The sequence below is a fragment of the Falsiroseomonas sp. RANM36 genome (genome assembly GCF_056682175.1).
Map to the genome: position 1 here is coordinate 821,069 of NZ_JBWXTD010000002.1, position 13,063 is coordinate 834,131.

General features: G+C 72.3%; 11 protein-coding genes and 1 pseudogene. 3 read left to right on the forward strand and 9 right to left on the reverse strand.

What is annotated here, in order from left to right:
- Window positions 1-79: 79 nt before the first annotated feature.
- Window positions 80-2,425: a penicillin acylase family protein gene (locus tag AC1MIR_RS04820; RefSeq protein WP_480027028.1), complete on the forward strand. Its 2,346-nt coding sequence runs from the start codon at window positions 80-82 to the stop codon at window positions 2,423-2,425.
- A gap of 60 nt (window positions 2,426-2,485) precedes the next feature.
- A complete protein-coding gene (locus AC1MIR_RS04825) occupies window positions 2,486-3,271 on the forward strand; it encodes an arginyltransferase (protein ID WP_480027029.1) in 786 nt (261 codons plus the stop codon).
- A gap of 13 nt (window positions 3,272-3,284) precedes the next feature.
- Here the strand turns inward: AC1MIR_RS04825 and AC1MIR_RS04830 are convergent, their stop codons facing one another.
- The 4 genes and pseudogenes from AC1MIR_RS04830 to recO (AC1MIR_RS04845) form a co-directional block, all read right to left on the reverse strand.
- Complete coding sequence (locus tag AC1MIR_RS04830; RefSeq protein WP_480027030.1) at window positions 3,285-3,542, reverse strand: hypothetical protein; 258 nt, start codon at window positions 3,540-3,542, stop codon at window positions 3,285-3,287.
- Window positions 3,543-3,749: 207 nt separating this feature from the next.
- Window positions 3,750-5,987 (reverse strand): DNA topoisomerase IV subunit A, encoded by a 2,238-nt coding sequence (gene parC, locus AC1MIR_RS04835; protein WP_480027031.1) that lies wholly within the window; start codon window positions 5,985-5,987, stop codon window positions 3,750-3,752.
- Window positions 5,988-6,026: 39 nt separating this feature from the next.
- Complete coding sequence (gene recO / locus AC1MIR_RS04840) at window positions 6,027-6,554, reverse strand: DNA repair protein RecO (protein ID WP_480027032.1); 528 nt, start codon at window positions 6,552-6,554, stop codon at window positions 6,027-6,029.
- Between the two features lie 262 nt (window positions 6,555-6,816).
- Window positions 6,817-7,188: pseudogene (gene recO, locus AC1MIR_RS04845) on the reverse strand (DNA repair protein RecO); the annotation flags it as partial.
- Between recO (AC1MIR_RS04845) and AC1MIR_RS04850 the strand changes: the two are divergent.
- Complete coding sequence (locus AC1MIR_RS04850) at window positions 7,090-7,674, forward strand: YcbK family protein (protein ID WP_480027033.1); 585 nt, start codon at window positions 7,090-7,092, stop codon at window positions 7,672-7,674. The pseudogene recO (AC1MIR_RS04845) and the gene AC1MIR_RS04850 overlap by 99 nt on opposite strands.
- Window positions 7,675-7,707: 33 nt before the next feature.
- Here the strand turns inward: AC1MIR_RS04850 and era are convergent, their stop codons facing one another.
- The 5 genes from era to AC1MIR_RS04875 form a co-directional block, all read right to left on the reverse strand.
- The gene (gene era / locus AC1MIR_RS04855; protein WP_480027034.1) at window positions 7,708-8,625 is read right to left on the reverse strand and encodes a GTPase Era; all 918 of its coding nucleotides are present in this window, start codon (window positions 8,623-8,625) and stop codon (window positions 7,708-7,710) included.
- Window positions 8,622-9,332, reverse strand: a complete 711-nt coding sequence (rnc, locus tag AC1MIR_RS04860) for a ribonuclease III (RefSeq protein WP_480027035.1) — start codon at window positions 9,330-9,332, stop codon at window positions 8,622-8,624. The genes era and rnc overlap by 4 nt, the downstream gene beginning before the upstream one ends.
- A complete protein-coding gene (gene lepB, locus AC1MIR_RS04865; protein WP_480027036.1) occupies window positions 9,329-10,102 on the reverse strand; it encodes a signal peptidase I in 774 nt (257 codons plus the stop codon). The genes rnc and lepB overlap by 4 nt, the downstream gene beginning before the upstream one ends.
- A 69-nt stretch (window positions 10,103-10,171) precedes the next feature.
- Window positions 10,172-10,639 carry a holo-ACP synthase gene (gene acpS / locus AC1MIR_RS04870; RefSeq protein ID WP_480027037.1) on the reverse strand — a complete coding sequence of 156 codons (468 nt, stop codon included), beginning with the start codon at window positions 10,637-10,639 and terminating at the stop codon, window positions 10,172-10,174.
- A 68-nt stretch (window positions 10,640-10,707) separates the two neighbouring features.
- Window positions 10,708-12,945: a RelA/SpoT family protein gene (locus AC1MIR_RS04875; RefSeq protein WP_480027038.1), complete on the reverse strand. Its 2,238-nt coding sequence runs from the start codon at window positions 12,943-12,945 to the stop codon at window positions 10,708-10,710.
- Between the last annotated feature and the right edge of the window lie 118 nt (window positions 12,946-13,063).

A 13,063-nucleotide genomic window follows, 5' to 3' on the forward strand; every position in this document is an offset into this window, starting at 1 on the left:
GCCCCGTCGCCGGCGCCGGCGGAGGTGGACGGGCGATTCCCGGCACAACGGGCGCCACCGGCGCAAGCAGCCCTCCTCCGTGCTCGCCCCGGTGCTGCGCTTCGGCGGCCGGCTGGTCGCCTTCATCGCGGTGCTGGCGATGCTGGGCGGCTTCCTGGCCCTGGCGCTGGTCTATCTCTCCCTGCCCGACGCGTCCGAGGAAGCCGCCATCCCCGGCCTGTCGGCGCCGGTCCGCATCACCCTCGACGACCACGGCATCCCGCGGATCGCCGCGGAGAACGAGCGCGACGCGGCGATCGCGCTCGGCTGGCTGCACGCCCGCGACCGCATGTTCCAGATGGATGCGATGCGGCGCGGCGGCGAAGGCCGGCTGGCCGAGATCGCCGGCGCCAGCGCGCTCAGGCTCGACCGCTTCACGCGCACCCTCGGCCTGGCGGAACGCGCGCGCGGCGACCTGGAAAGCCTCTCGCCGGAAGCGCGTGACCTGCTGCAGGCCTATGCGGACGGGGTGAATGCGCGCATCGCCGCGCGCGGCATGATGAGCGCGCCGGAATTCCTGGTTCTCGGGGAGCCGGAACCCTGGAAGCCGGAGCATTCGCTGCTCTGGGGCCGGGTGATGGGGCTGTGGCTCTCCGGCGCGTGGCGCCGCGACATCGAGCGGGCGCGCGTGGCGCGCATGATCGACGAGGACGAGTTGCCGCTGCTCTGGCCCGAGGACGGCAGCCGCGGCCGCCTCGACCTCTCGGCCGACCTGCCGCCGGAGGCGTTGCGGCGCATGCTGGCCAGGGTGCCGGTCTTCGGCGAGGACGCGCCGCTGCCCGACAGCGCCTCCAACGCCTGGGCGGTGGGCGCGGCGCGCTCGGCCTCCGGCGCGCCGCTGCTGGCCTCCGATCCGCATCTCGGCTTCCAGGCGCCGATCCTCTGGTACCTCGCCCGCATCGAGCTGCCCGGCGGGCGCTTCCGCGCCGGCGCCCCCGCGCCGGGCGTCCCGGCCATCGTGATCGGCCGCAACGAGCGCCTCGCCTGGGGCTTCACCACCACCCATTCCGACACCCAGGACGTCTTCATCGAGCGCCTGGTGGACGACGACAGCTACGAGACGCCGGAGGGCCCGCGGCCCTTCGTGCGGCGCGAGGAATTCATCGAGGTCCGCGGCCGCCACGACCGGGAGCGGCTGGTGGTGCGCGAGACGCGCAACGGCCCGGTGATCAGCGATGTGGAGCCGCAATCGGGCCTGCCGCATGACTTGGTGCTGTCGGTGGCGATGGCGAATCTCGCGCCCGGCGACACCAGCGCCGATGGCCTGCTCGCGCTCAACCGCGCCACCACGCTGGAAGAGGCGCGGGCCGCGGCCTCGCGGCTGACCAGCCCGCCGCAGAACCTCATGGTCGCCGAGGCCTCGGGCGGCATCGCGCAGTATCTTGTCGGACGGACGCCGATCCGGCGCGGCGGCGACGGGACGGTGCCGGTGCCTGGCTGGGACGGCGAAGGCGACTGGATCGGCTTCGTGCCCTTCGACGACATGCCGCATCTCGAGAATCCCGGGACGGGCATGCTGGCCGCGGCGAACAGCCGGCCGGCGCCGCCCGACCATCCGGTCTTCCTCGGCGCCCACTGGTTCGGCGACTGGCGGCTGCGCCGCATCGGCGAGCTGCTCGCCGCCCGGCCGAAGCACGCGGCGGCCGACTTCGCCGCGATGCAGAACGACACCCTCTCCCTGTTCGCGCGGGAGGCGCTGCCCGCCCTGCTCGCCATCCGGCCCAACGCGGCCTCCGCGCGCGCCCATGCGCTGCTGCGCGACTGGGATGGCACGATGTCCCCCGACGCGCCGCAGCCGCTGCTGTTCCACACCTGGCTGCGCACGCTGCGCCGGCTGGCGCTGGAGCGCGCCGGCGCCTCCTCCGCCGACGGGCTCGCCGGGCCGGAATTCCTGGCCTTCCTGCTGGCGCCCGATGGCCGCGGCCGGGCCTGGTGCGGGGCGGACGCCTGCGTCTCCCTGCTGACGCGCTCGCTCGACGACGCGGTGCAGTCGCTGGAGGCGCGGCACGGCAGCGATCCGTCGGCCTGGCGCTGGGGGGAAGTGCATGTGGCGCGCTTCGAGCATCCCGTGCTGCGCTTCGTCCCGCTGCTCGGCGAGGCCGTCTCGCTGGAGACGGCGACCGGCGGGGACGGCGAGACGCTGTCGCGCGGCGGCTTCCGCGGCACCGGCGACAACCCGTTCCAGCATGTCCATGGCGCCGGGCTGCGCGCCGTGTTCGACCTCGCCGACCCGGACGGCGCGCTGGTGATGATCGCCACCGGCCAGTCCGGCCACCCGCTGTCCGACCACTGGGGCGACCTCCTGCAGCGCTGGAGCGCGGGCGAGATCCTGCGCCTCGGCCGCGCGCCGGAGCGCGAAGCGGGGCGCATCACGCTGACGCCATGAGGAACATGCCGCGGGAGTGTTGATTCCCCGCCCCGCTCCGCCGAGACTGCACCGAGACCGATGCTCCATCGCACCGCCCGCCGTCCGCAATTCTTCTACACGACAGCGCCCCTTCCTTGCCCGTACCTGCCGGGCCGGACGGAGCGGAAGATCGTGACGGAGCTTGCCGGCGCGGATGCCGAGGCGACACATGACCGGCTGTCCCGCGCCGGCTTCCGCCGCAGTCACAACATCGCCTACAGCCCGGTCTGCCCCGGCTGCCGCGCCTGCATCCCGATCCGCATCGTGGCCGGGCAGTTCCAGCCGGACCGGACCCAGCGGCGGGTGATGCGCGCGAATGCCGACGTGACGGCGTTCGAGATGCCGGCCCGCGCCTCGGCCGAGCAGTTCGGCCTGTTCCAGCGCTACCAGGCGGCGCGGCATGGCGACGGCGACATGGCTGCGATGGGCTTCTACGACTACCGCGCCATGGTGGAGGACACGCCGATCACCAGCGGCGTGGTGGAGTTCCGCGACCGGGCAGGGCGCCTGATCGGCGCCTGTCTGACCGACTGGCTCTCGGACGGGCTGTCGGCGGTCTATTCCTTCTTCGATCCGGCCGAGGCCCGCCGGAGCCTCGGCACCCATGCGATCCTGTGGCTGGTCTCGCGGGCGCGCTCATCCTCCCTGCCCTATGTCTATCTCGGCTACTGGGTCCCGGAGAGCCGGAAGATGAGCTACAAGGCGCGCTTCCGGCCGAGCGAGGCGCTCGCGGGCGGCATCTGGCGGGTGCTGGCCGAGCATGCCGAGCCGCCCCCGGCGCCGGAGCCGGCCGAAGGGCACGCGAAGGTCAGCCTGAGCGGCTGAGCCGGGGGGCTCCTCAGCCGGGGCCCGCGATATCCGCCGATCGCCGGGCAGCGTTGTGCCGCACTCTCCGGCCTGCCGCCCCGTTCGCGCTTCGCTCGGCCAGGACCGCATCGGCCGCGAGGCTGATGCGGTGCTGGAGCGCGGCGTCGGGCGCGCCCTCGGGCGGGCCGAAGATCGCCACCAGCAGCTTCAGGGTGTCGTCGCGCGTCCGATCCCGTGCGGCGCCGCCTTGGGGCATGGCACGGGCGAGCGAATCGAGCAGGTCGCGCATCAGGGGTCCGGTCGCCAAGCAAGCCTCCTTCCCGCCGCTCGCGCGGCATGGCTGGCTGACAGCAGCCTTCCAGGAATTGGCTTGCCCCGGCTCCCCGGCCCAGGGCTCGCACGACATTGGCGCATGCCCGGCCGTTGCATACAAGTGAAAGAACGGAGACCCGGGGCGGGAGTTGGCCGGCGCGTGCCAGCCGCGTGCCGCCCGGTGTCAGACCCCGAAGCGGCGATTCCGCGGGAAGCCCTGCGGCGGCGCCTTGCCGGCGCCGGCGCGCTGGCCGCGCCAGGTGCGCAGGTCGGTCTCCTGGCGCACGCCGCTGCCGTATTTCCAGGCGAGCCCTTCCCGGCCGCGGAACACCTGCGCGTCCTTCAGCTCGCCATCCTTCAGGGCGATGAGCTGCACGCCACGGCCGCGCGCCATCTCCGGCACCTGGTCCAGCGGGAAGACCAGCAGCCGCGCATCGCTGGTGACGGCGACGCTGTCGCCCTCCGCCGGAACGGGGACGCAGACGCAGGCCTCCTTCGGCGGGTCCACCAGCAGCACCTGCTTGCCGGTGCGCTTCTCGGCCAGCAATTCCTCGCCCTTCACCACGAAGCCCTTGCCGTCCGAGGCGGCGAGCAGCCATTTCCCGCCCTCCTGGTGGACGAACAGGGCGAGGATCGCATCCTCGTTCGTCAGATCCACCATCAGGCGCAGCGGCTGGCCGTCGCCGCGGCCGCGCGGGATGGCATCGGCCTTCAGCGTGAAGGCACGGCCATTCGTCGCGAAGAGCACGATGCGGTCGGTGGTCTGCGCATGCACCCAGGTGTGCAGCGAATCGCCTTCCTTGAAGCGCAGCTCCGCGTCCTCCGGCACATGGCCCTTCTGCGCGCGGATCCAGCCCTTCTCCGAGAGGATGACGGTGATCGGCTCCTTCTCGACGAAGGCTGCCTCGTCCACCGCGACGTCCGGCAGCGCGGCGCCGCAGGTGGTCCGCCGCGTCCCGAGCGCGCCGCTGCCGAATTTTTCGCGCGTTGCCTCAAGCTCGGCGCCGATCGCCTCCCAGCGCGCCTTCTCGCTCTTCATCAGGCCCTGCAGCTTCTTCTGCTCCGCGCTGAGCTTTCGGTGCTCCTTGCGGATCTCCAGCTCTTCCAGCTTGCGGAGCGCCCGCAGGCGCATGTCGAGGATGGCGTTGGCCTGCACCTCCGTCAGCGAGAAGGCGGCCATCAGCGCCTCCTTCGGCTTGTCCTCCTCGCGGACGATGCGGATGACCTCGTCGAGGTTGAGATAGACGATGAGGTAGCCGTCGAGGATTTCCAGGCGTCGCGCGATGGCGGCGAGGCGGTGCTCCGTCCGGCGCACCAGCACCACGTGGCGGTGGTCGAGCCAGGCGCGCAGCACCTGCTTCAGCCCCATCACGCGCGGCGTGCGGTCGGCGTCCAGCACGTTCATGTTGAGCGGGAAGCGGCTTTCCAGCGCGGTCGCGCGGAACAGCGTCTCCATCAGCACCGCGGGTTCGACGGTGCGCGACTTCGGCTCCAGCACCATGCGCACGACATCGGTGCTCTCGTCGCGCACATCGCCGAGCAGCGGCAGCTTCTTCTCCTCCATCAGCTGCGCGATCTGCTCGATCAGTCGCGACTTCTGGACCTGGTACGGGATTTCCGTGACCACGACCTGCCAGGTGCCGCCCTTGAGCTTCTCCACCTCCCAGCGGGCGCGCAAGCGGAAGCCGCCGCGACCTGTGGCATAGGCCTCGCGGATCGCGTCCGGCGCTTCCACCAGTATGCCGCCGGTCGGGAAGTCGGGGCCGGGGACATGCCGCATCAGGTCGTCCACCGTCGCGTCCGGGTTGCGCACCAGTTCGAGCGCCGCGCCGCAAAGCTCGCCGGCATTGTGCGGCGGGATGGAGGTGGCCATGCCCACCGCGATGCCCGCCGCGCCATTCGCCAACAGATTCGGGAAGGCCGCCGGCAGCACCAGCGGCTCCTTCTCCTCCCCGTCATAGGTGGGGCGGAAATCGACCGCGTTCTCCTCGATGCCATCGAGCAGCGCCTGCGCGACCTCGGTCAGCCGCGCTTCCGTGTATCGCATGGCGGCGGCGTTATCGCCGTCGATGTTGCCGAAATTGCCCTGGCCCTCGACCAGCGGGTAGCGCGCCGCGAAATCCTGCGCCTGGCGGACCAGCGCCTCGTAAATGCTGCTGTCGCCATGCGGGTGGTACTTGCCCATCACGTCGCCGACGATGCGGGCGCATTTCTTGAAGCCCGCCTCGGGGTCGAGCTTGAGCTGGTGCATCGCGTAGAGCAGCCGGCGATGGACCGGCTTCAGCCCGTCCCGCACATCCGGCAGCGAGCGGCTGACGATGGTCGAGAGCGCATAGGCCAGGTAGCGCTCCGAGAGCGCGTCGGCGAGCCTGGTCTCCTGCGAGGCGCCGCCGGCGGGCGGGGCGATGATGTCGTCGGGCATGCTGCGGCTGATTCGCGCTTCGTTCCTGTGGGCGCGGGTCTAGCCCGGATCGGGCCCCGGCGCCACCAGGGCGGCGATCCGGTCGGTGAGCATCCCGCGGGCGGCGGGCAGCGGCCGGTGCTGGGTGCCGAAGACGTCGCGGGCCAGGAAATGGCCGGTCAGGCGCAGGCCGGCCAGCCAGTCCGGCGCGCCGGAAGGGCCCTGGCCGAGCAGGAAGGCCGGCAGGGGCAGCAGCCGGTCGCGCCAATCCCCCGCGGCCCCGGCCGAGACCGCGCGCCCCGTGCGGGGCGAGACGAAGACCAGGTCCTCGGTGGTGCCCGAGACGGCGCAGCGCGCCAGATCGAGCCCGTAGCCGAGATCGGCCAGGAGATCGGCCTCCCATCGGACCAGATCGGGCAGCGCCGCCTCCGCCCCGCCGGCCAGCGTCGCCACCAGGGCCACCAGGCCGTGGAAGATGCGCGGATGCGCCTCGCGCTCCGGCAGCGCCCCCTCCGCCACGCTGGTTGCGGCGCGCAGCACCGCGAGCGAAAGCGGATCCTCCATCGCCAGCGCCGCGGCGGGATGCACCAGCTCGCCCGAGAGGGCGCCGAGCTGGTCGGGGGGGGGGGGGGGGGGGGGGGGGGCGCGGGGGCGGGGCGGGGCGCGGGGCGGCGCGCGCCGCGGGCCGGGCCCCCCCCGCCCCGGTGGTGGCGGCGCGCAGCCCCGCGCGCGAACGCGGACCCCCCCCCGCCCGCGCCGCGGGGGGAGGCCCCCGCGCGCCCGCGCGGGCGCCGAGCTGGTCGGCGAGTCGCGCCATCCAGCGCGCCTCGACCAGGTTGCCGGGCTGCCAGAGCGCCGCCTGGGCGCGCGAGGCGCCGCCCTTGGCCAGCCCGGCATGGCGTCCATGGGCCTCGGTCAGGAGGGTGACCACGGCGCCCGATTCGCCGTGCTGTCGCACATCCAGCACCACCGCGGGGGCCTGCCACTCCATCCGCGCGGCGTTCCATATCCGGCCCCGGCGATCAAGGCCGGGCCGCGGCTGAACGGATCGTGTGCCCGGCCGGGCCGGACGGATCGGAAGAAGGGGGTCGCGCTGGCGGACGAGTTTGGCTAGAGGGGTGTCATGCGACGCAGTCTCCTCCTGGGCGGGGCCGCCGCCTTCGCCACGCTGATCCTGCCACGCACCTCCCACGCCGCCGCGCGCCGGCTGACGCTGAAACATGCGGGCAGCGGCGCCACCTTCGACGGCACCTGGCATGACGGCCGCGCGCCGGACCGCTCGGCGATGGCCGATCTGTCGGAGGTGCTGGCCGATCCGGGCTGCCCGCCGCGCCCCTTCGACGCCGATGCGATCGCCATCCTGTGGGAGGTGACGACCCGCACGCGGCTGAGCGGCGTGCTGGACGTCCATTCGGGCTATCGCACGCCGGCGGTGAACCGCGCGGTGCAGGGTGCGGGCGACAGCCAGCATATGCGCGCCTCGGCGGTGGATCTCGGCGTGCCCGCCGGGCGCCTGCCGGCCGTGGCCGAGGCCGCGCTGCAGCTGAAGAAGGGCGGTGTCGGCGTGTATCGCAGCCGGGGCTTCATCCACCTGGACAGCGGGCCGGTGCGCAACTGGAGCGATGGCGGCGCGGGGACCAGCATCTTCCGCAACACGCGCTTCATGCGCCTGACCGGGACCTTCCGGATCGGCGAGCCGCCATACTAGGCGCCTGCCCGGGCGAGCCGGGTCGCGTCGCCGCTAACCCGGATCTTCCAGCCCAAGCGCCCTGAGCCGGCCGCGCTCCTCGTCCCAGCCCGCGCGTTCCTTGACGTTCAGGAACAGGTGGACGCGGCGCTCCAGCAGCTTCTCCAGCTCCGCCCGGGCACGCTGACCGATCTCCTTGATGCGGGCGCCCTTGTCGCCGATCAGGATCGCCTTCTGGCTGGCGCGGCTGACATAGATCGTCACCTCGATCCGCGCGGAGCCGTCCTTGCGCTCCTCCCATTGCTCGGTCTCGACGGTCGCGTGGTGGGGCACTTCCTCATGCGTCTGGCGCAACACCTGCTCCCGCACGATCTCGGCCGCCAGCATCCGCTGCGGCAGGTCGGAGAGGTCGTCCTCCGGGAACAGCCAGGGCCCCTCCGGCATGGCGGCCGCCAGCGCCTCCCGCATGCGGTCCAGCCCCTCGTTCTTCAGCGCGCTGACCATGAAGGTCTCGCGGAAGGGCAGGATCGCGTTCAGCTCCTTCGCCAGCGGCAGCAGCCGCTCGCGCGGGATCAGGTCGGCCTTGGTCAGCGCCAGCATCAGCGGCCGCTTCGAGGCCGCCAGGCCGTCGAGGATGGCGCGCACATCCTCCTTCAGCCCGGCGCGGGCATCCACCAGCATCAGCGTGACATCGGCATCCTGCGCGCCGCTCCAGGCGGCCTTGACCATGGCGCGGTCAAGCCGCCGGCGCGGCGCGAAGATGCCCGGCGTGTCCACCAGCACGATCTGGCTGCGCCCCTGCATCACCACGGCGCGGATGCGGAATCGCGTGGTCTGCGGCTTGGGCGAGACGATGGTCACCTTGGTGCCGGCCAGTGCGTTCACCAGCGTGGACTTGCCCGCGTTCGGCGCGCCCACCACCGCGACCAGCCCGCAGCGCATCGGCCCTGGCCCAGCCGGCGCGTCGTTCATGCGCCGAGCTGCGCCAGCAGCTTCGCCGCGGCCTGCTGCTCGGCGGCCCGCTTGCTCTCGCCGGTGCCTTCCGCGTCCTGCCCCGCGGCCAGGGCGCGCACGACGAAGATCGGGCTGTGCGAGGGGCCGGTGGCGGAGACCAGCATGTATTCCGGCAGGCCGAGGCCGCGCCCGAGCGTCCATTCCTGCAGCCGCGTCTTGGGCGAGACCGGCGGATGCGCGGAGGCTTCGAGCAGCGCCGCCCATTCCCGGCGGACCAGGCTGCGCGCCGGCTCAAGCCCGCCATCCTCGTAGAGAGCCCCCAGCAGCGCCTCCAGCGCATCGGCGAGCACCGAGGCGCGCCGCCGCACGCCGGAGCGTTCCTCGCTGGCCGGCACGCGCAGCGCCTCGCCGATGCCGAGCGAGGCCGCGACCTTGGCCAGGCTGTCCTGCGCGACGAGATGCGCCAGCCGCTTGCCGAGGTCGCCTTCGCGCTCCTGCGGGAAGCGCTCGGCCAGCCATTCGGCCATGGCGAGGGCCAGCACGCGGTCGCCGACGAATTCCAGCCGCTCGTTGCTGTCGAGCATCTGCCGCCGTGGATCGGCCGCGGAGCGGTGCGTCAGGGCATGCAGCAGCAGTTCGGGGCGGGCGAAGCGGTGCGGCAGGCGCGCGGCGAGGGCGGCGACCGGGTCGGGCAGGTCCTGGTCGGGGGACGCCGCGTCGTTCACCGGACCGCGCTGAACAGGCGCGACCACCGGATCGCCGACGGCCACGCCCAGACCTCCCACCAGCGGGCCGAGCCGTCGACCGAGAAGAAGATGAACTCCGCCCGGCCGACCAGGTTCTCCAGCGGCACGAAGCCCACCGCGTTCTGCGCCCGGCTGTCCAGGCTGTTGTCGCGGTTGTCGCCCATCGCGAAGACATGGCCCGGCGGCACGACGAATTCCGGCGTGTTGTCGTAGGGCTGGTCGTCCGACATCTCGAGGATGAGGTGGGAATGCGGCTCCACCCCCGGCTGCGGCGGCAGGATCTCCCGGAACTCCCGCACCACCATGCGCGGCCCGTCGCCCTCGACCGTGTAGTTGCCGACGAATTCCCGCCGCACCGGCTGGCCGTTCAGGTGCAGCACGCCGCCGCGCACCTGGATGCGGTCGCCGGGCAGGCCGATGATGCGCTTGATGTAGTCGGTGGAGTTGTCCCGCGGCAGCTTGAACACCGCGACATCCCCGCGCTCCGGCAGGCTGCCGAAGATCCGCCCGGAGAACAGGTTCGGGCTGAACGGCATGGAATGGCGCGAATAGCCGTAGGAATACTTCGAGACGAACAGGTAGTCGCCCACTAGCAGCGTCGGGATCATGCTGCCGGAGGGGATGTTGAAGGGCTCGAAGGCGATCGTGCGGATGCCGATGGCGATCAGCCCGGCATAGACGATCGTCTTGATGGACTCGAGCCAGCCGCCCGATTTCTTCTTGGCCATGGAAGGGGTGTTCACGGGCATCCTACTGGCCGGCCTGGGCGCCGGGTCCGTCGCTGCGCGCGCGGATAGAGCGCGGCCCCGCCCGCCCTGTCAAGGAAGAGCTTCCTCCCGCGCGGTGGCCGCGGCCGGGCGGGCGGCGGCGCCGAGCAGGGCGGGAAGCGGCACGGCGCTGATCATCACCATCGCCTGGGCATAGGGGAATTCGTCGGTCATGGTCAGCGCCACATGCGCCAGGTGGCCGGGCGGCGTGATCGCCTTCAGCCGTTCCGCCGCGCCGCCGGTCATGCGCAGCGTCGGCTGGCCGGAGGACAGGTTCACCACGCCGAGGTCGCGCCAGAACACGCCCTGCCGGAAGCCGGTGCCGAGCGCCTTCGAGGCCGCTTCCTTCGCCGCGAAGCGCTTGGCATAGGTGGCGGCGCGGATCCGCTCGGTGCGCCGCTCGGCCTTGGCGATCTCGAGCGGGGTGAAGACGCGTTCCAGGAAGCGCTGGCCGTGCTTCTCGATCACCCGCTCGATCCGGCGGATGTCGAGGATGTCGCTGCCGAGTCCGATGATCATGGTGACGGTGCCTTCCCGGCGATGCGGCGGGCGAGGGCGGCGCGGACGGACCGGGCGGTCAACGCGCCCTACCCCTTCGCCCGCTCGGCCTGGGCCACGCCCTGCACGGCGCGCAGCGCGGCGATGATGTTGGACAGGTGGCGCAGGTCCTGCACCTCGACGTCGATCGAGATCTCCTGGAAGTCCGGGCCGCGATGGTGGATGCGCAGATTCTCGATCGCCCCGTCCTGCCGCGCGATCGCATCGGTGACCGCGGAGAGCGCGCCGCGTTCCGCCGAGGCGACCACCTCGATGCGGCCGAGATGCGCGCCCCCTGCCCCGCCTTCGTAGTCCCAGTCGATGTCGAGGAAGCGCTCGGGGCTTTCGGCGAAGCCCGAGAGGTTGTGGCAATCGGCCTTGTGGACCGTGACGCCCTTGCCGGTGGTGACGATGCCGACGATGCGGTCACCCGGCAGCGGATGGCAGCAGCCCGCGAAATTCACCTGCATGCCCGCGACCAGGCCGGAGACGCCCATGGTCACGTCGCGCCGCCCGCCCTTGGTCGGGATCGGCGGCACCGCGCGCGGGCGCGAGCGGGCGATGGGCAGCGGATCGGCCGCGCGCGGCGGCCCGCGCAGCTCGGGATAGACCGCGTGGACCACCTCCTTCGGGGAGACGGCGCCGGAGGCGACGACCAGGCACAGCTCCTCGAAGCTTGCCTGCTTCAGCTGCTTCAGCGCGGGCTCGATGGCCTTCTCGGAGAACTCCACGCCTTCCTGGCGGAAGGCCCGCGCGATGGCCGCGCGGCCTTCCTGGCGGCTCGCCTCGCGCTGCTGGGCGTGGACGAAGCGGCGGATGCGCGCCTTCGCCTTGCCGGTGACGACAAAGCGTTCCCATTGCGGGTTCGGCGTGCCGCCGCGGGCGGTGATGATCTCCACCTGGTCGCCGTTCTCGAGCGGCGTGCGCAGCGGCTTGATCACGCCGTTGATCTTGGCGCCGACGCACTGGTCGCCGACCTGGCTGTGCACCTGGTAGGCGAAGTCCACGCAGGTCGCGCCGCGCGGCAGCGCGATCAGGTCGCCCTTCGGCGTGAAGCAGAAGACCTCGTCCCGGTGCAGCTCGAGCCGGGTGGCGTCCAAGAATTCCTGCGGCTCGGCGGCCTGCTCCAGGATCTCCAGCAGCTCCTTGACCCAGGGGAACTTGTGCTGGTCGCGCCCGGCCTGGCCGCCCTGCTTGTAGATCCAGTGCGCGGCGACGCCGTATTCGGCGACCTCGTGCATGTCGCGGGTGCGGATCTGCACCTCGATCTTGGCGTTGCGCTTCGCCGGCACGGTCACGCCGCTGTGCAGGCTCTGGTAGCCGTTCGGCTTCGGCGTGGAGATGTAGTCCTTGAAGCGCCCGGGCACCACGCGATAGGCCGAGTGGACGGCGCCGAGCGCGGCGTAGCAGGCGGCCTTGTCGGGCACGATCACGCGGAAGGCCATGATGTCCGAGAGCTGCTCGAACTCCACCTTCTTGCCGTGCATCTTGAGCCAGATGGACCAGGGCGACTTCTCGCGCCCCGTCAGCTCCAGCACCTCGACGCCGTTCTCCCGCATCACGCGGGCCAGGTCGTCCTTGATCTCGTCGATCAGCTCGGCGCCCTGGCCGTAGAGGAAGGCGCGGCGCGCGGCGATGGTCTGGAAGGCGTCGGGGTCGAGCTCGCGGAAGGACAGCGTCTCGAGCTCGGTCTTCAGCGCGTCCATGCCGATGCGTTCGGCAAGCGGCGCGAAGATCTCCATCGTCTCGCGCGCGGTCTTGCGGCGGCGCTCGGGCTGCGGGACGAAGTGCAGCGTGCGCATGTTGTGCAGCCGGTCGGCAAGCTTCACCAGCAGCACGCGGATGTCCTCGCTCATCGCGAGGACCAGCTTGCGGAAATTCTCGGCCTGCTTGGTGCGCTCGGACTGCAGTTCCAGCCGCGTCAGCTTGGTGACGCCGTCCACCAGGCGGGCGACTTCCTTGCCGAAGCGCTTCTCGATCTCGGCGAGGCCGGTCTTGGTGTCCTCCGCCACGTCGTGCAGCAGCGCGGTGGCGATGGAGGCGGAATCGAGCCGGTACTGCGCCAGGATCCGCGCGACGGCGACGGGATGGGTGATGTAGGGGTCGCCGTTCTCCCGGGTCTGCCCGGCATGCGCGGCGGCGGCGACCTCGAAGGCGCGCTCGATGAGGGCCGCATCGGCGCGCTGGTCATAGGTTGCGACGATGCGGGCGAGGTCGTGGCCGGCGCCGGCCGGCACGCCGCTGGCGAGGCCCTCCGGCGCCCAGGAGGGTCCGACGGGCGCGTTCATGGCTGCGCGGCCGGGCGGCTGCGCCGGGTCGGGGAAGCGGGGGCGGCGCCCCCGCCTGGTCGTCGCGGCGTCAGCGCTTCCCGCCGAGCTCGGCGGCGATCGCCGCCTCGATGTCGTC

Bases quoted from the DNA above. Each gene is read 5' to 3' on its own strand.
- AC1MIR_RS04825 (WP_480027029.1), top strand. From the start codon at position 2,486: ATGCTCCATCGCACCGCCCGCCGTCCGCAATTCTTCTACACGACAGCG.
- AC1MIR_RS04830 (WP_480027030.1), bottom strand. From the start codon at position 3,542: ATGCGCGACCTGCTCGATTCGCTCGCCCGTGCCATGCCCCAAGGCGGC.
- parC (WP_480027031.1), bottom strand. From the start codon at position 5,987: ATGCCCGACGACATCATCGCCCCGCCCGCCGGCGGCGCCTCGCAGGAG.
- AC1MIR_RS04850 (WP_480027033.1), top strand. From the start codon at position 7,090: ATGCGACGCAGTCTCCTCCTGGGCGGGGCCGCCGCCTTCGCCACGCTG.
- era (WP_480027034.1), bottom strand. From the start codon at position 8,625: ATGAACGACGCGCCGGCTGGGCCAGGGCCGATGCGCTGCGGGCTGGTC.
- lepB (WP_480027036.1), bottom strand. From the start codon at position 10,102: ATGCCCGTGAACACCCCTTCCATGGCCAAGAAGAAATCGGGCGGCTGG.
- acpS (WP_480027037.1), bottom strand. From the start codon at position 10,639: ATGATCATCGGACTCGGCAGCGACATCCTCGACATCCGCCGGATCGAG.
- AC1MIR_RS04875 (WP_480027038.1), bottom strand. From the start codon at position 12,945: ATGAACGCGCCCGTCGGACCCTCCTGGGCGCCGGAGGGCCTCGCCAGC.